Origin of the sequence: Flavobacterium sp. RSP46 (genome assembly GCF_003984825.1) — a bacterium.
Lineage (GTDB): Bacteria > Bacteroidota > Bacteroidia > Flavobacteriales > Flavobacteriaceae > Flavobacterium.
On the sequence record NZ_RYDM01000004.1, the window covers coordinates 1 to 18,271 of the forward strand.

Annotated in this window: 15 protein-coding genes and 2 pseudogenes; 12 read left to right on the forward strand and 5 right to left on the reverse strand. The window is 34.8% G+C overall.

From position 1 onward, the window contains the following. Window positions 1-1,451 precede the first annotated feature (1,451 nt). Window positions 1,452-1,541 (reverse strand): annotated as a pseudogene (locus tag EKM01_RS07910) (transposase); the annotation flags it as partial. 275 nt (window positions 1,542-1,816) lie between these two features. On the opposite strand from EKM01_RS07910, the gene EKM01_RS14790 reads away from it, so the two are divergent. The 5 genes from EKM01_RS14790 to EKM01_RS07935 all read left to right on the forward strand — a co-directional run bounded on the left by EKM01_RS14790 (window position 1,817) and on the right by EKM01_RS07935 (window position 7,617). Continuing rightward, a complete protein-coding gene (locus EKM01_RS14790; RefSeq protein WP_233589314.1) occupies window positions 1,817-2,017 on the forward strand; it encodes a GIY-YIG nuclease family protein in 201 nt (66 codons plus the stop codon). Window positions 2,018-2,771: 754 nt separating this feature from the next. Next, a complete protein-coding gene (locus EKM01_RS07920; RefSeq protein WP_126767717.1) occupies window positions 2,772-3,785 on the forward strand; it encodes a M28 family metallopeptidase in 1,014 nt (337 codons plus the stop codon). 270 nt (window positions 3,786-4,055) lie between these two features. Beyond that, window positions 4,056-4,634 (forward strand): non-canonical purine NTP diphosphatase, encoded by a 579-nt coding sequence (locus tag EKM01_RS07925; RefSeq protein ID WP_126555663.1) that lies wholly within the window; start codon window positions 4,056-4,058, stop codon window positions 4,632-4,634. 204 nt (window positions 4,635-4,838) lie between these two features. Continuing rightward, entirely contained in the window at window positions 4,839-6,761 is a 1,923-nt protein-coding gene (locus EKM01_RS07930) for a DEAD/DEAH box helicase (protein WP_126460901.1), read from the forward strand. Window positions 6,762-6,849: 88 nt separating this feature from the next. Then, entirely contained in the window at window positions 6,850-7,617 is a 768-nt protein-coding gene (locus EKM01_RS07935) for a carboxypeptidase-like regulatory domain-containing protein (protein ID WP_126460905.1), read from the forward strand. 354 nt (window positions 7,618-7,971) lie between these two features. Here the strand turns inward: EKM01_RS07935 and EKM01_RS07945 are convergent, their stop codons facing one another. Next, the gene (locus tag EKM01_RS07945; protein WP_126767720.1) at window positions 7,972-9,435 is read right to left on the reverse strand and encodes an aminoacyl-histidine dipeptidase; all 1,464 of its coding nucleotides are present in this window, start codon (window positions 9,433-9,435) and stop codon (window positions 7,972-7,974) included. Between the two features lie 109 nt (window positions 9,436-9,544). Here EKM01_RS07945 and EKM01_RS07950 point away from each other — a divergent pair, with 109 nt between their 5' ends. Beyond that, the gene (locus EKM01_RS07950) at window positions 9,545-10,612 is read left to right on the forward strand and encodes a DUF3810 domain-containing protein (protein ID WP_126564387.1); all 1,068 of its coding nucleotides are present in this window, start codon (window positions 9,545-9,547) and stop codon (window positions 10,610-10,612) included. A 25-nt stretch (window positions 10,613-10,637) separates the two neighbouring features. Here the strand turns inward: EKM01_RS07950 and EKM01_RS07955 are convergent. Together EKM01_RS07955 and EKM01_RS14565 are read right to left on the reverse strand one after the other, a co-directional pair. Next, window positions 10,638-11,036, reverse strand: a pseudogene (locus tag EKM01_RS07955) (NAD(P)/FAD-dependent oxidoreductase); the annotation flags it as partial. Between the two features lie 55 nt (window positions 11,037-11,091). Further along, window positions 11,092-11,208 (reverse strand): FAD-dependent oxidoreductase, encoded by a 117-nt coding sequence (locus EKM01_RS14565; protein WP_158616091.1) that lies wholly within the window; start codon window positions 11,206-11,208, stop codon window positions 11,092-11,094. Between the two features lie 432 nt (window positions 11,209-11,640). Between EKM01_RS14565 and thrS the strand changes: the two genes are divergently transcribed. From thrS to rplT, 4 genes are all read left to right on the forward strand, one after another. Continuing rightward, complete coding sequence (gene thrS, locus EKM01_RS07960) at window positions 11,641-13,587, forward strand: threonine--tRNA ligase (protein WP_126767723.1); 1,947 nt, start codon at window positions 11,641-11,643, stop codon at window positions 13,585-13,587. Between the two features lie 16 nt (window positions 13,588-13,603). Then, complete coding sequence (gene infC / locus EKM01_RS07965; RefSeq protein WP_370273076.1) at window positions 13,604-14,161, forward strand: translation initiation factor IF-3; 558 nt, start codon at window positions 13,604-13,606, stop codon at window positions 14,159-14,161. A 140-nt stretch (window positions 14,162-14,301) separates the two neighbouring features. After that, entirely contained in the window at window positions 14,302-14,499 is a 198-nt protein-coding gene (gene rpmI / locus EKM01_RS07970; RefSeq protein WP_022827375.1) for a 50S ribosomal protein L35, read from the forward strand. Window positions 14,500-14,668: 169 nt separating this feature from the next. Further along, window positions 14,669-15,013, forward strand: a complete 345-nt coding sequence (rplT, locus tag EKM01_RS07975; RefSeq protein ID WP_035633036.1) for a 50S ribosomal protein L20 — start codon at window positions 14,669-14,671, stop codon at window positions 15,011-15,013. A 104-nt stretch (window positions 15,014-15,117) separates the two neighbouring features. On the opposite strand, the gene EKM01_RS07980 is transcribed toward rplT, so the two are convergent. Beyond that, window positions 15,118-15,978 carry a hypothetical protein gene (locus tag EKM01_RS07980; protein ID WP_126767726.1) on the reverse strand — a complete coding sequence of 287 codons (861 nt, stop codon included), beginning with the start codon at window positions 15,976-15,978 and terminating at the stop codon, window positions 15,118-15,120. A gap of 337 nt (window positions 15,979-16,315) precedes the next feature. Between EKM01_RS07980 and EKM01_RS14570 the strand changes: the two genes are divergently transcribed. Beyond that, a complete protein-coding gene (locus EKM01_RS14570) occupies window positions 16,316-16,480 on the forward strand; it encodes a hypothetical protein (RefSeq protein WP_156063249.1) in 165 nt (54 codons plus the stop codon). A 56-nt stretch (window positions 16,481-16,536) separates the two neighbouring features. Further along, window positions 16,537-18,261, forward strand: coding sequence for a tetratricopeptide repeat protein (locus EKM01_RS07985; protein ID WP_158616092.1), 1,725 nt, complete (start codon window positions 16,537-16,539; stop codon window positions 18,259-18,261). Window positions 18,262-18,271 lie beyond the last annotated feature (10 nt).

The following is an 18,271-nucleotide window of genomic DNA, read 5'->3' on the forward strand; positions in this document are numbered from 1 at the left end:
TTATATCCCTTTCTTCTGCTTTTCTTATCAATCTGTCAAGGAACATTGCGCGTTTTGCGGGGTGCAAAGGTAACATCCGTTTTCTATTCTCACAAGCTTTATCGAATCTTTTTTTGAAAATAAATTTTCCTTTTGATCCAATTAACTTGCCAGTATTTTAAAGAACTTCTGCGCCATTGCGGGTGCAAAACTACACCCTTTATTCGCTTTTACAAGCTTTTTAATCCCTTTTTTTTGACCTTTTCTTAACTTTTTCTTTAACTAGCTGATATCACGTTTTTTGAAGATCAAAGTTTTTTCTTTATAACCCTACCCGCCTCCAAAGTATACCCTTTCTTTCTCTAAAACGACTATTCCAACTGCAATACTAACACTTCGATTCCTTTTCTTTCTTTGCCAAATATTTCGAAATACAGCTATAGCTGCTCTTTTACCCGCTCTTCGTTTCGCTTTTCTAATTCATAGGGTGCTTTACCTCCATTATTGAAGTCTAAAATTAATCCAACTAATGGTTTTGTGCTATATAGATGGGATAGTGTGTTAAATTGTACTATTGCTTTTATATCCTATATATAAGGTATCATTATATACATCAAAACAACTAAAAGTTCTAAACTAAGAAAGCACGCGTTAGGGATAGTAGTGAAAAGCCCGCAAGAAAGTGGAGCGTAACGCAACTTTATGAGGACTTGTAGCGGATAGCCCGACTCCTTATATAAAAAGAGACTACTACACGCTATAGTAATTCCTCTTTTTATATATGGAGGAACGCTCAAATAATAGCTTAACGCCTTTAGTTTTCTACCTTTTATAGGGTCACGTTAGAAATTACGGATTTGTCTTGTAGCAAAATGTCACTATCACCGGCATATTGATCTTTTGATTTTATTAAAAGCCAGGTGTTTTAGTGTTTCGTTTTCAGTTTCACTAATATGAATTTGCTTTTGAGTTTTTTTTCATTAAGAATAAAACTGAGATGTCCTTTTTGTAAATCGGTTATTAGTTTGCATATCCAGTTTTACCATGCTCTGAGATTTATTTGCTTTAAACAGAATAGAAGTAATCCATTTAAACAACATAAATTTATTTAATGCATATTATTACAAACATTAATAAAAACTTATGAATAAAAAAACCCACCTTTGTAATTAGATAATTAATATATTCCCTCAGCTAAAAAAAGAATAATTAAGGATTTTAATGAGTGGGTTACAAAAAAATTGTTGACGGAATTGCAGTATGTCCTTTCGTGCTAAAAATTTGCGCTGTAATATTTTCCTTTTCTAATATTTTGAATTAGTAAACAAATACTAGAATTTTAGCGATGAAAACAGATGCCTATTGTATTCGCTTAACTTTTAACCAACCAAAAGTTGAGCGGTGCAATTCCTCTTCCACTGGATATTCCGGGGCAAACTGAACACCCTATTCCGGTTTAAACTGTACATGTGATTGCTGATGGCGATTTTATGGGTGTATCTCCCCGAATATTCCACCACCTGACTTGAACCGCCAAAAGGTTGCTTAGCAAATACCATGAATCCTGCCGGATTTGTTAGTATTCATTGCCATTTCCTAAAAGGATCACTTTATGTTTTGTGATGTTAAGAGCAATTTTCAACCCTTTTTACGGACTGTTTTATTTTAATAATCATAAGCGACTTTTACCAGAACGAATTTTAATTGTAGTTTAAATAACATATATTTACTCAATGATTAACAAAATACAGTTCGTTTAGAGGTTTTTATCCCGATCCTTCAGGAAAATTGACGTTATGTGTCAAGTATACCTAAAATCGGAGAAAAATAACGAATTATGACTGAACAATTTTCACAAAAGACACAAGAAGAATTAAAATCTTATGTTTATATTCTAGTTGACCCAAGAGATAACAAAATATTCTATGTTGGAAAAGGTTATGGAAATCGTGTTTTTTCTCATATTAATGAAGCAATATTTAATCCAAGCGAAACTGAAAAATTAGAAATTATCAGAGCAATTAAAATAGAAATTTAAAAGTAAAACACTTTATAATTAGACACGGATTAGAAGAAAATGAAGCTCTAATAGTTGAATCTGTTTTAATTGATTTTTTGACCTTTAGGGATTTTGCAGAAATTGCTAAAATTTCAAATATCGTCGCTAGACATAATTCATTTAACCAAGGAATTAAAACTGTTAATGAATGTGAAATACTTTACAATTGTGAAGAATTAAAAAAAAGAAAATATTGAACATACAGTTTTAGTAATTAATATAAATAAAACATACGATAATAAACGAAAAAAGAAAAGTGAAAATCCAGTTTATGACAGACCCAATATTTACGAAGCAACTAGAGGTTGGTGGGTATTAGACAAAACAGAGCAGAAAATTAAGAGCTTGTTTTAGCCGAATATAAAGGTGTAATAAGAGCAATATTTAAACCTGAAAAATGGGTTCAAGATATTGAATATAGAGGCACAAAAAGATGGGGATTTGAAGGTTCAGAAATTATTTCAAAAGAAATTCTTGATATATATGAATAAAATAGTGCCTAAAATTAGAGGAATGGCAAATCCTATTCGTTATTTTGAAAAAATATAATAGTAAAAAAAACCAGCCAATAACATTTAGCAAACTAGAACATTTAAAACAGCCGTTCTTATGAAGAAACTCGATTGATTTCTTTCCTAAAAGCAGCCTGTTATTTTTTATTAACTTTATTCTAGTCCTTATTATAGTATTCCTTTTGCCCTATAAACCTTTATTAACCTACATTAAAAAAAAAATGAAAAAATTCTCTTTATTATCCTTCATGATTCTTCTAACCATCAGCTGTGCTTCTCAAGAATCTAGCGTTGCTCGTGTTGATCCTACAAAATACATGAATACAATAACAGCTGACGAACTTAAAACGCACCTTTATATTGTTGCTTCAGACGAAATGGAAGGCCGTGAAACAGGATCTGCCGGACAAAAAAAAGCGGGGATGTACCTCATTGATCAATATAATAAAAATGCGGTTCCCTTTCCTACAGGCGCTTCCGACTATTACCAAAAAATTCCTGCCGCCTTCCTAAATGCAAAACGCAATGAAAACTTACCGGATTCTGAAAACATTTGGGCCTATATTGAGGGTTCTGAAAAACCAAATGAGGTCTTGGTCATTTCTGCCCATTACGACCACGTAGGGACAAAAAACGGAGAAATTTATAACGGCGCTGATGATGATGGTTCCGGAACTGTTGCTTTGTTAGAAATTGCACAAGCATTCCAAATAGCTAAAAAAGCAGGTCATGGTCCAAAACGCTCCATCCTATTTCTCCATGTTACCGGTGAAGAACATGGTCTACATGGCTCCCGATATTATTCTGAAAATCCTCTATTCCCATTAGCCAATACCATAACCAATATCAATATTGACATGATAGGCCGTCGCGATGATGCCCACGCCAGCAGCAATAATTACGTATACGTCATTGGAGCCAATCGATTATCAACTGATCTGGATAACATTTGTACCATTGCAAATGCTAAATACACCAATCTTGTTTTGGATTACAAATTCAATGACCCAGAAGATCCAAATCATTTTTACGAACGTTCTGACCATTATAATTTTGCCAAAAACGGTGTGCCTTCTGTTTTCTTTTTTAATGGCGTCCATGCTGATTACCACAAACCTACTGATAGTCCGGACAAAATTGAATATGATGCCTTGACTAAAAGAGCCCAGTTTGCATTTGTAACCGCCTGGGAACTGGCAAACCGCGCCGAAAGACCTATGGTAGATAAAAAATAAAGTTTGTATTTGGGCACATCCACGCTTTCACTAGCGTTACAGCGTGGTCGGGCTATTCGTTACAATCTTTTATATCTTGTCAGGATTAAAAACCCTGACAAAATATAAAAGGATTTCCACTGCTATCCCTTGTGCAAACCCACAAGGAACGGATTGTCTCATTTATTAATTCATTTGCAGTCCAATAAAAAACTTCAAATTCTATCTAAATAATTTTACCGGACAACACTGTTTTTAAAAAATGTATATTTGACAACCTAAACTAAAAAAATGCAACTCGTTTTCGCTTCCAGCAATAAAAATAAAATTTTCGAATTACAAAGCATGCTTCCTAAAACCATAACCATTGTAAGTTTAGAAAGTATCGGTTGTCTTGAAGACATACCGGAAACAAGCGATACGATTGAAGGCAATGCCATTCAGAAAGCAAATTACATCACTGAAAAATATGGATGCGATTGTTTTGCAGACGATACTGGACTCGAAGTCCATTCCTTAAATGGAGCACCCGGCGTTTATTCTGCCAGATATGCAGGCGAGCAACGCAATGCAAATGATAATATGACTAAATTATTAGATGCCCTTTTGGATAAAGAGGATAGAAAAGCACAATTCAAAACAGTTATAGCACTAAATCTAAACGGGAAACAATATCTGTTTACCGGAATTGCTGGTGGTGAAATAACCTTAAAGAAAACTGGTAATCAAGGTTTTGGTTACGATCCGATCTTTCAACCTGATGGCTATCAGGAAACTTTTGCCGAATTATCATTAGATATAAAAAACAAAATAAGCCATAGAGGAAAAGCAACACAAAAACTGATTCATTTTCTAAAGACGAATAAATAAACGATTCAATTGTACTATTTTTATAACAAAAACTTGAATTCCAAATAAAAATTTCACACTAAATACACCAAATCAAAACGATTAATTTTCAAACAAAACGATAACATTCTGATAATCAAATTATAATAAATTGTAAAATCTTAAAATAGCATTAGTTTATATGAATTATAAACAGTAATTTTGCACCCTATTTTAAAAATACATATGAATAAATTTGAACAATTAGGATTGAGTGAATCGTTACTGAAGGCGATTTTAGATCTAGGATTTGAAAATCCGACCGAAGTACAGGAGAAAGCGATTCCCCTATTATTGGAAAAAGACACAGATATGGTTGCGTTGGCTCAGACAGGGACAGGGAAAACGGCAGCATTTGGATTTCCAGTTATTCAGAAAATTGATGCCAACAACAGAAATACTCAAGCATTAATTTTATCTCCAACACGCGAACTTTGTTTGCAGATTACCAACGAAATTAAAAACTACTCTAAATACGAAAAAGGTATTAATGTGGTAGCAGTTTACGGTGGAGCTAGCATTACAGATCAAGCGAGAGACATAAAGAGAGGCGCGCAAATTATTGTAGCAACTCCAGGAAGAATGCAAGATATGATTAATAGAGGTTTGGTAAACATCTCTCAAATCAACTATTGTATTCTTGACGAAGCTGACGAAATGTTGAACATGGGTTTTTACGAAGATATCGTAAACATCCTTTCTACTACGCCAGACGAAAAAAGCACTTGGTTGTTTTCAGCTACAATGCCTGCCGAAGTAGCACGAATTGGAAAACAATTCATGAAAGACCCAATTGAAATTACAGTTGGAGCTAAAAATTCAGGTTCTGCAACAGTATCGCATGAATTTTACCTTGTAAATGCTCGTGATCGTTACGAAGCTTTGAAACGTTTAGCCGATGCTAATCCAGATATTTTCTCAGTAGTATTTTGTCGTACCAAAAGAGATACGCAAGCTGTTGCTGAAAAATTAGTTGAAGACGGATACAGTGCTGCTGCATTGCACGGAGATTTATCTCAAGCGCAACGTGATGGTGTAATGAAATCTTTTAGAGGAAGACAAATCCAAATGCTTGTCGCTACTGATGTTGCTGCACGTGGAATTGATGTTGATAACATTACTCACGTAGTAAATTACCAATTACCAGACGAAATTGAAACTTACAATCACCGTTCAGGTCGTACTGGCCGTGCTGGTAAATTAGGAACTTCTATCGTAATCGTAACTAAAAGCGAATTGCGCAAGATTTCTTCAATTGAAAGAATCATCAAACAAAAATTCGAAGAAAAAACGATTCCTTCTGGAATTGAAATCTGCGAAATCCAATTATTACACTTAGCTAATAAAATTAAAGATGTAGAAGTTGATCACGAAATTGACAACTATCTTCCTGCAATTAACAGCGTTCTTGAAGATTTATCGAAAGAGGAATTAATCAAGAAAATGGTTTCGGTTGAATTTAACCGTTTTATCAATTATTACAAGAAAACTAGAGATATTTCTAATCAAGCTTCCGGTTCTGAAAGACGTGAGCGCGACGATAGAGATGGTGCTCCGAGAGAAAACAACAATGGTGGCGCAACACGATATTTTGTGAACATAGGTTCTAGAGATAACTTTGACTGGATGTCATTGAAAGATTACCTGAAAGAAACATTAGACTTAGGTCGTGATGACGTTTTCAAAGTAGATGTAAAAGAAGGATTCTCTTTCTTTAACACAGATCCGGAACATACCGATAAAGTAATGGAAGTATTGAACAATGTTCAATTAGAAGGACGTAGAATCAATGTTGAAATTTCTAAAAACGATGGTGGCGGAAGACGTGATCATAACGGAAGAAGTTCTGGCGGAAGTTTTGGCGGAGGTCGTTCTGGTGGCGAAAGAAGTTCAGCTCCAAGAAGAGAAGGTAGTTTTGCTCCAAGAAGAGAAGGTTCTGGTGGATTTAGAAGCGACAGAAATTCTGCTCCTAGAGAAGGTGGTTTCGGAGCAAGAAGAGAAGGTGGTTTTTCATCTGACAGACCTCGAACAGAAGGTTCTGACAGAGCACCAAGACGTTCTGAAAGCTTTGGTGACACACCAAGACCAAGAAGACCAAGAAGAGACTAACATTCATTGTTAATATTCTTATAATTATATACTGAAACTACAAAATATTTAATCCTGTTTTATTACTTTTAAAGTCTTAAATCAGTTTATGAAATATTTTGTAGTTTTCTTTTTTTTAGTACTATCTGTACCTGCTTTTGCGCAAGTTAAGAAACCTTCCCAGAAAGTTGATGGTGTCATCATCAGTAACACAACTAGAGAACCATTATCTAGTGTAAACATCATTAATATTAATAAAGTCAGAGGAGCGACAACCGATTCAAGAGGCCATTTTGAAATCGATGTACAACTAAATGACACACTTCACATTACCAGTCTCGGATTCCAATCGCTTCGTGTACGAGTTACTAATGACTGGATAAAAAATAAAAGCACCAAAATACAGCTAACAGAAAAAGCAATTGCTCTTGAAGAAATAGTTATAAGACCTTTTAATCTAACCGGATATCTTGAAGTAGATACTAAAATCATTCCTATCAGTGAAAATTACCGCTACAGTATTTCCGGATTAACACAAGGATACGAGGCAGGTGAATATTCCCCAAATGCATTTGGAAGAGTATTGGGCTCCATCTTTAATCCAGCAGATATGCTTTATAATTTCTTTGGTAACAACCCCAAAGAACTCAAGAAACTAAAAGAATTAAAAAAGGATGATACCGTTCGAAATCTTTTGGAATCAAAATTTGACAGAGAAACTATTGCGGTACTTTTAGGTATTGACAAAAATGAAATTCCTGAAATTTTGCAACGCTGCAACTACTCTGAATCGTTTATAAAAACAGCAAACGACCTACAAATCATGGATGCCATCAGTGGCTGTTATGAAGAATATAAAGTTTTAAAGATAAAATAAAACATACTCTTATATTGAAATTTTGCCATTTCCATAAATTAAATCATTCCTCAATTCTTAAAGAAATTGGGGCTTTTTTAAAGTAATATTTCAAACAAATCAAAAATATTATATACATTTACCTACATCAAGAATTAAAAACAAAACCTAAATACTCCTATTATGGCAAAAAGTCAAGACGCGAAGAAAACCGCAAAGAAAGAGCCTTTAAAAACGGCTAAAGAAAAGAAAGAAGAAAAAAGAGATAAGAAAAACACTCCCAAAAGAGACTAATTATTAGTGAGCAGTGAGCAGTTTTTAGTATTCAGTTACAAATAGACTGAATACTAAAAACTGATTACTGAACACTTTGTTTTATTTGACTGGAATAGTAGCTAAAATTTCCAAAACAAATTTCCAAAATTTCTGAGAAGAAGAAATACTAGCTCTTTCATCAGGGGAATGCGCTCCGTGAATGGTTGGCCCAAAGGAAATCATATCCATATCCGGATAATTTGTCCCTAGAATTCCACATTCTAATCCTGCGTGACACGCCACTACTTTTGGTTTTTCACCGTTTTGTTTTTCGTAGATTGGCACCAAAACATCCAAAATTTCAGATTCTGAATTTGGTGTCCAACCAGGATACGCACCTGAAAATTCTACTTCACAACCCATTAGTTCAAAAGCGGAACGCAACGCATTGGCCAAATCAAATTTAGCCGTTTCAACAGAAGAACGTGTTAAACATTGTACTGAAAGTTGTCCATCACCTACAATTACTTTGGCAATATTATTCGATGTTTCTACTAAATCTGCAAAATCAGCACTCATGCTGTACACTCCGTTGTGCGCCGTATACATAGATCGTACAAAATAAAACTGAGCAATTGTAGGCATTACTCTAGCAGGAGCTGCCTCCATTTTTTCAAAAACAACTTCTAAATTTGGCTCTGTAGTTTTAAGTTCCGTTTTGATTTCGTTTACAATTTGCTGCATGTCAAAAACAAAAGCTTCATCATATACCTCGGCAATAATTACTTTAGCTTGACTTTCACGCGGAATTGCATTGCGTAAACTTCCTCCTTTTATTTCGGAGATTTGCAAACCAAAATTATCAAAACCATCAAATAACAATCGGTTCATAATTTTATTGGCATTACCTAACCCTTTATGAATATCCATTCCGGAGTGGCCGCCTTTCAGGCCTTTTACAGTAATTGTATACCCCACAGAACCTTCGGGAGTGGCCTCTTCATCATACTCTGCAGTGGCCGTCACATCAATTCCTCCTGCACAACCAATATCTATTTCATCATCTTCTTCCGTATCCATATTTAAAAGAATTTGACCTTGCAGAATACCTCCTTTTAAGTTCAGTGCTCCTGTCATTCCTGTTTCTTCGTCAATAGTAAACAAAGCTTCTATTGCAGGATGCGGAATATCAGTACTTTCTAAAATTGCCATAATCGCAGCAACTCCAAGACCGTTATCAGCACCAAGCGTTGTTCCTCGAGCACGAACCCAATCTCCATCTACATACATATCGATTCCTTGGGTATCAAAATCAAAAACAGTATCAGCATTTTTTTGGTGCACCATATCCAAATGTCCTTGAAGTACGATAGCTTTTCGGTTTTCCATACCAGCAGTTGCCGGTTTTCGGATAATTACGTTTCGAATTTCGTCTTCAAAAGTCTCTAATCCAAGGCTTTCGCCAAATTTTTTCATGAACGCAATCACACGATCTTCCTTTTTAGAAGGACGAGGCACGGCATTCAAATCGGCAAACTTGTTCCAAAGTGCTTTTGGTTCCAGACTTCTTATTTCTTGACTCATTTATTTGTGTTTGAGGTTTAACATTTACAAGTCCCAAAGTTACAAAGTTTAAATTCCTTACGGTAGTAATTGATATTGTAATTATATTTACATTTCCAAAATTCAACCATTGAAAACAAAATATTTCCTTTCCTCCTTTCTATTTATCCAAATACTGCTTTTACAAATTATTTCCTTCTATCCGGAACAGGTAGAAGAATGGTATAGCAATGGTCTCTACCCGATACTTTCGTTGTTCTCGAGAACCATTCTGGGAGAAATTCCATTTTCCATAGGCGATTGTCTCTATTTCATAATTATTTTATTTGTTTTCAAATGGCTTTGGAACAAACGAAAAACATGGAAATCCAATTGGAAAGACACCCTTTTGAGTATACTGAGCTTTGTTTCGGTTTTTTACTTTTTGTTTCATGTACTTTGGGCACTGAATTATTACCGTGAACCGCTTTTTGAAAAAATGGAAATTCAAAAAGACTATTCAGATGCTGATTTGTTGGCTTTCACCAAAAAAATAATTACCAAAACCAATGCCGTTCAAAACCAACTCACAAAAAATGACAGCTTGAAAGTGGTATTCCCGTACTCTCAAGAACAGGTTTTTGAAATGAGTATGAATGGATATAAAAACCTGGAAGCGGAACATCCTTACTTCGCCTATTCAAAGCTAAGTACTAAAAAATCGTTAATTAGTTTGCCCTTGACCTACATGGGTTTTGGAGGCTATTTGAATCCGTTTACCAATGAAGCACAGGTTAATTACCTAGGTCCAATGTACAGTTTCCCCATGACTACTAATCATGAAATGGCACACCAAATAGGCTTTGCAAGCGAAAGTGAATGCAATTTTATTGGGTATTTAGCTTCGGTCAAAAATGATGATTTGTATATTCAATATTCAGGGTACAGCATGGCTTTGCGATATTGTTTAAGCAACTGGAAGGCCCGAGACGAGGTGGTTTTTAAACAATTATTAAACACTGTTCATCCCGGTATTATCAAAAACTACAAAGAAAGTGAGCATTTCTGGAAGCAATACGACACGATTATCGACAAAGGATTCCATGCTTTTTATGATCAATTCCTGAAAGCAAACCAGCAAAAAGACGGCATCGAGGGCTATAGTAAATTTATAAATTTGATGGTAAATTATTACAAGGAAAGAAGTTATGAGTTATAAATAAGACTTTAAAATTCATGATTTTCTATACTTCATCGCTGGTAAATGTCGTAAAACTTTTCTTTTTGTAGGGTCTGATAATCAAACGGCCTTCCCGATCAAAACGAATGTAGTTGTAGACCCAATTCAGGAATACGACGGCTTTATTTTTGAAACCAATCAGTGAAAACAAGTGGACAAACATCCAGACAAACCAGGCAAAAACACCGCTGAAATGGTATCCCGGCAAATCGACTACCGCTTTATTCCTTCCTATGGTTGCCATAGATCCTTTATCATTATATTCAAAAGCTTCCATGGGTTTATTTTTAATTAATTTTATTAAGTTTTCGCCCAATAATTTCCCTTGCTGCATCGCAGGTTGCGCCATCATGGGATGTCCTTGCGGATAGGTTTCGGATTCCATGGAAGCAATATCACCCATTTCTAGGCCGCCAACAGCAACTTAATACAGCAGTTGGAAAGGATGGTAATAGTGTTTATCTAAAAAAGAGTACCTGGACTTTTTTATTTTTGAGTTTTTTAGCTAACGCAATTCCGGCAAAGCCACCGCCTATAATAACTATTCTGGGTAAAGGTGAGTTTGGGATGTTCATTTTTATTGAAATATTTTTTAAAGGTGCTAAAGAATCAAAGATACAACGTTTTAAAATGTGAATTGACAAAGTGAAGGGTGAGAAGTAAATGGTAAAGAGTCAAATTAAACATTTTCAAAATTGGATTTTATTCCGCAAGATCAGGATTTATTTTTTTTTTAAAGCCCGTCAGAAAACTAATCGTGTAATTGAGTTTTGATAAATGTGAAAAGGCTTTTCCTTTGTTTTACGAAAGAAAAGCGTGCAATAATATAGTAGAAAACGAACGAAACGAACTAAAAAAGCAGACAACTCCCCAAAATAAATGATTGCTTTTCATTCGTTTATAATCCGTTATGATTTTGTATTTACACCCATATAGCAACAAACCTTACTTATATATTGTGTGTATTTCTGCAATGCGCTATATTTGCATTCTTAAAATAATAAACAATGATTAAGATTACTTTGCCCGACGGGTCAGTTAAAGAGTTTGCTTCAGGGGTAACACCGATGGATGTTGCTAAAAGCATTAGTGAAGGATTTGCCAGAAATGTGATTTCGGCTTCTTTTGATGATACAACTATTGAAACCACAACTCCTTTGACGACAGACGGCAGTCTTATCTTGTTTACCTGGAATGACGAGGGCGGAAAAAAAGCATTCTGGCACTCTACTTCGCATGTTATGGCACAGGTTCTGGAGGAAATGTACCCAGGAATCAAATTAACGCTCGGACCAGCAATATCTAATGGATTTTATTATGATGTGGATTTTGAAGATCAAAAAATAACGGACGCGGATTTTAAGAAAATTGAGGATCGTGTTCTTGAAATAGCAAGAGGAAAACATGAATTCAAGCTACGTCCTGTATCTAAAAAAGCCGCTTTAGAATTATACAAAGACAACGTTTATAAAACAGAAATGATAACCAATCTTGAGGACGGAACGATTACGTTTTGCGATCATGATACGTTTACTGACTTATGCCGCGGTGGTCATATTCCAAATACTGGAATCATCAAAGCGATGAAAATAATGAGTGTTGCCGGTGCCTACTGGCGCGGTGATGAAAAAAACAAACAGTTGACCCGGGTTTACGGAACTTCGTTTCCTAAACAAAAGGATCTTACGGAATACCTTTTATTACTAGAAGAGGCAAAGCGTCGCGACCATAGAAAACTAGGAAAGGAATTAGAGTTATTTGCTTTTTCACAAAAAGTTGGAGCAGGCTTACCGTTATGGTTGCCAAAAGGAGCTGCATTGAGAGATCGTTTAGAACAGTTTTTAAAAAAAGCACAGAAGAAAGCGGGTTATGAGCAAGTAATTACGCCACATATAGGTCAGAAGGAATTGTATGTCACTTCAGGACATTATGCTAAGTATGGTGCTGATAGTTTTCAACCTATAAGCACTCCTGCTGAAGGTGAAGAGTTTTTATTGAAACCGATGAACTGTCCCCATCACTGCGAAATTTATAATGTAAGACCATGGTCCTACAAAGATTTACCAAAACGTTATGCTGAATTTGGAACCGTTTACAGATACGAACAAAGTGGTGAATTGCACGGATTAACCCGTGTAAGAGGATTTACACAGGATGACGCCCATATTTTTTGTACACCGGAACAATTAGATGAAGAATTCAAGAAAGTAATTGACTTGGTATTGTATGTATTTGGTTCATTAGGATTCGAAAACTTTACCGCTCAGATTTCTTTGAGAGACAAAGAAAACAGAGATAAGTATATTGGTAGTGATGAAAATTGGGAAAAAGCAGAAAATGCGATTATTAATGCTGCTGCAGATAAAGGGCTGAACACCGTCGTTGAATATGGTGAAGCCGCTTTCTATGGTCCAAAATTGGATTTCATGGTAAAAGATGCTTTGGGAAGACAATGGCAATTAGGAACCATTCAAGTAGATTATAACCTGCCGGAACGTTTTGATTTGACCTACAAAGGATCTGACAATGAATTACACAGACCGGTGATGATTCACAGAGCTCCTTTTGGATCAATGGAACGCTTTATTGCTATTTTATTAGAACATACTGCAGGAAATTTCCCTCTTTGGTTAATGCCGGAACAAGCTATAATATTGTCTTTGAGCGAGAAATATGAAATATATGCGAAAAAAGTTTTAGATTTGCTAGAAAATCACGAAATTCGCGCCCTCATAGATAATAGAAACGAGACAATCGGGAAGAAAATCAGAGATGCCGAAATGCAAAAAACCCCGTTTATGTTGATCGTAGGCGAGGAAGAAGAGAGAAACGGAACCATCTCTATTCGTCGTCACGGACAAGAAGGAAAGGGAAATATCAGCGTTACAATAGACGAATTTGTTGCTATTGTAAATGAAGAGATCAATAAAACATTAAAAGTATTTACAGTTTAACTTAAATTATAAAGTCATAGCAATAAGAAGCAACAGAGGTTACCAACCTCGCGTAGAAAAAAAAGATGCACACAGAATAAACAGTCTTATTCGTGGTGTACAAGAAGTAAGACTTGTAGGAGAGAACATTGAGCCAGGAGTTTTTAAACTTTCGGAAGCTCTAAGATTAGCGGATCAATTTGAATTGGATCTTGTTGAGATTTCTCCAAATGCAGAACCACCGGTGTGCAAAATCATGGATTACAAGAAATTTGTTTACGAACAAAAGAAACGTGATAAGATCCTAAAAGCGAAATCTACACAAGTTGTTGTGAAAGAAATCCGTTTTGGCCCACAGACCGATGAGCATGATTATGAGTTTAAGAGAAAGAATGCAGAAAAATTCTTGAAAGAAGGAGCCAAATTGAAAGCATTCGTTTTCTTCAAAGGGCGTTCAATCATATACAAGGACCAAGGTCAAATCTTATTGTTGAGATTGGCAACAGATCTTGAAGAATTTGGAAAAGTAGAAGCCATGCCTGTTCTGGAAGGAAAGAGAATGATCATGTTCATCGCTCCTAAAAAGAAAAAGTAATATCCTCCCCTAACCCTTCCGAAGGAAGGGAACAAAAAAAAAGGAGAAACAAATATAACTTCTCGTCACCCTCCCCTTTGGTGAGGGCTGGGGAGAGGAAAAAATAAGTAAGTACGAATAAATTAAAACACTAGGAAAAAATGCCTAAAATGAAAACCAAATCTAGCGCCAAGAAACGTTTTAAAGTTACTGGTTCTGGAAAGATTAAAAGAAAGCATGCTTTTAAAAGTCACATTTTGACTAAAAAGTCTAAAAAACGTAAATTAGCATTGACTCACTCTGCGCTAGTTCACAAAACAGATATGAAAAGCATCAAACAACAATTAAGAATTATTTAATAAGTCTTAAAGTTGCAAAGTCAAAGGTCTTAAAGCCTTTGGACATTCGACTTTAAAACTTTTGACTAAATAGTCTTTAGGTTAAAACAATTTAAAATAACCTTGGAGTACGGCCATTAAGCGCTTTTGATTTAATTCAAGCCGCCTGCTACAAAAAACAATAAAAATTATGCCAAGATCGGTAAATTCAGTTGCTAAAAGAGCAAGAAGAAAAAAAATAATGAAGCAAGCCAAAGGTTTCTTTGGTAGACGTAAAAACGTTTGGACAGTTGCTAAGAATGCGGTAGAGAAAGCAATGTGCTACGCTTACCGTGACAGAAAAGTGAACAAAAGAAATTTCCGTGCATTATGGATTCAACGTATCAACGCTGGAGCTAGATTGGAAGGAATGTCTTATTCACAATTCATGGGTAAAGTAAAAGCTAACGGAATCGAATTGAACCGTAAAGTGCTTGCTGATTTAGCAATGAATCACCCAGAAGCTTTCAAAGCTGTACTTAATAAAGTAAAATAAACGTTTTATAACTCAATTTAGATTACTTACTTATATAAAAAACCCAATCCGAAAGATTGGGTTTTTTTGTTTACATACTGTTCAGCTTAACTGCTTCTACACCATCATTGCATTAAATTATACTTTTTGATAATGTACTTGGTAATAGGCTTTAGTGGTTTTCCCGTTACTGGGTGAAATCCTGACATATTGAAAAGTTCTATCACTCCATCACGCTTACAATACCACACGATAGGTGTCTCTTTATTAAAGAATTGCAACGTACTACTACAATCTACTTTCTTTAATTTCATTACCTCCTCATCAATGGAACTACTAATTCCAAACTGCCCATTGTCTTTCAAGCAATCTACTGCTACATAATAATTCCCCTCCCATTTCATACAGTCCTTCTCTGGAAAAAAAATTCCTTTTACAGTATATCCCATAAAAAATAATGCCATCAAAATAGCAAGAATAATTCCTGATTTTCTCCAATGCGTATATTGAGAGATTCCTGCTAGAACATTATTAGTAGGTTTCACTAATTGAATACCAACATCGGTCATTCTCTTTTTTTGAAACGCTTTAACACTTTCTTGAGCATCTCTTTCGCTACTCTTACCATGGAGTAAATACGTATTATAAGGCCTTGGAATAAAATCTACCAAAATGGCTGCTAATTCTATTCTAGCCGCAGTATCAGAATCTTTCTGTCCTTTTAGAAAGGATATAATGGGTTTAAATTTTCCGAGATCAAAATTTTCAATTACCCGTCTCAAAGTATCCTCCGCTTTAGCATCAAAAAACATTTTAAATACATTTTCATCTGCATTAGACAGGCCATTACCCAATTTCATCAAGCATAGATTCCGCAATTGTGCAGGGGTTGGATTTAATAATATTCCCGACACTTCATCCATTTTAGATACTTGATATTCTGCTTTAATGGCACGTTTATACTCCTCAAAAGTAATTTTATTCATACTCCTATTTTGGTATTTATAAGCATTAGTCGGAAACTATCAGAATTACCGGAATTACCGGAATTCCTTTGAGAACAAACTGCACTATCCTCATTCCTTTGCTTAAGAATTCTTTGCTGTCTTGAATTGCAATCAAGACAAATGTACAAAACTAGTTCTTAAAAAAAGTGTTACAAAACAGCCTGGTCGGTCTATTCGGGAAGTATAGATGGTCCTATTCTGTTTTCAGCACACTTACTTCCCAAAAAAGCTAATCTTTTATGGTAGGCTAATCCTGATAACAATTCGATTTCGAAATCGGACTGACCAACCCATATTTAATTTTAATTCAAAAAAAATGAAAAGAATACTACTAGTATCGTGTTTAATCATTGCCGGAATTGCAATGGTTTCCTGTACCAATGACGAAGTACAAACCACTCCAGATAACAAACAACAAGTATCCGCAGATGATACAGGAGGAGGTGCGAATGGACAAACTAAAATTCCTCCTCCAAAATAACAATACAAATATAGAATTAAATCCATATCTAAAATTAATTTATGTATTTTCGGGGAATGAAACTTAAAAAGTTGAATTCCCCGTTTTTAATTTCACTCATCCTTTTATTTACAGGATTTATATCTTGCAAAAAAGAAAGTAACATTGCAACACAAATCAAAAGCAACCCGCACTACCAACAGCATTTTTTACGTGCAGAAAAACATTTTGAAAACCAAGTTTATGATAGTGCTTTTTATTACTACAACGAATCCAAATTAGCTTGTAATGAAGGAACGGATACTGGAAAAATAATTTATTCCTTATTAAAAATGGCTGTAATTCAGCAAATACAAGGGGATTATTTGAGTAGTGAAACCACGGCTACTGAGGCTATTTCCTTATTCCAAAAAACAACAAATCGCTACTACAAATGTGCTGTATACAATATATTAGGTATTAATTATGAGCGACTTTATGACTATGACAATGCAATACTCTACTATAATAAAGCACTCAATCAAATCCCGGATGAATCACAAAAAACAATCCTTACAAATAATATTGCCGTAGCGTATATAGGCAAAAATGATTACAAAAGCGCACTGCAGCTTCTGTTGCCATTAACTCTCCATACAAACATTTCAAACGATGAGGAAAATAATGCCAGGGTTCTTGATAATTTGGGCTATTGCTATTTCAAAATGGGTGATTCAAGAAGTCTTTACTATCTGAATACCGCTTTAATCATTAGAAAAAAAATAAAAGATGACTTTGGAATTACAACCAGTTATCTTAATATTGCTGAGTTCTATAAAAAATCCAATCCTGGATTATCTTATAAATATGCACAATTAGCTTACGAAAAAGCAACAAAAATTAACAATGTTGATGACCGATTGAAAGCAATCGCATTATTAATACGAAATAGCGTTGGGAAGGAAACAAAAAAATTTTCCATTCTTCACCTCCACATCAATGACAGCATCAATAAAGCCCGACAAAAAGCAAAAAATCAATTTGCAAAAATAAAATATGATTCTAAAAAAGATAAAGATGAAAATTTAGAACTAAAAACACAAAAAATAGAAAATGCACTTTTATTAGAAAAGCAAAAAAATAGAAATCTAATTTTATCCTTTGTTATCGTATTCACCTTAATAATAAGCATTTCCGCAGCAAATTTTCTTATGGCTAAAAACCGAAGAGAAAAGGTGAAAATTTCATATACCACTGAAATTCGAATTTCAAAAAAACTACATGATGAACTAGCTAACGATGTGTATCAAACCATGGCATTTGCAGAAACACAAGATTTATCCACCGCACAAAATAAAGAAGTTTTACTAACCAGCCTAGACACTATTTATTCCCGGACACGAAACATTTCCAGAGAAAACAGCACTATTGAAGCAGGAGCACTGTTTGAAACTAGTTTAAAAGAAATGATGTCCGGTTTTCAAACAAATGAAATCAATATATTAACCAATGGAATGGATACAATTCAGTGGAACGCTATAAACAGTACTAAAAAAATAACGCTTTACCGAGTGGTACAAGAGTTACTGGTCAACATGAAAAAGCACAGCCAATGCAGTTTAGTTGTATTAACTTTCAAAAAAAATAAAAATAAATTACAAGTCGATTACACTGATAATGGTATTGGAGCCACGCTTGAAGAATTAACTTCAACAAATGGACTTCAAAATGTGGAAAACCGTATTCATGCCATAAAAGGAACCCTTAATTTTGACAGTAAATCCAACAAAGGGTTTAGAGTCCGTTTTATTTTTCCAATATAATCTAGTCCAT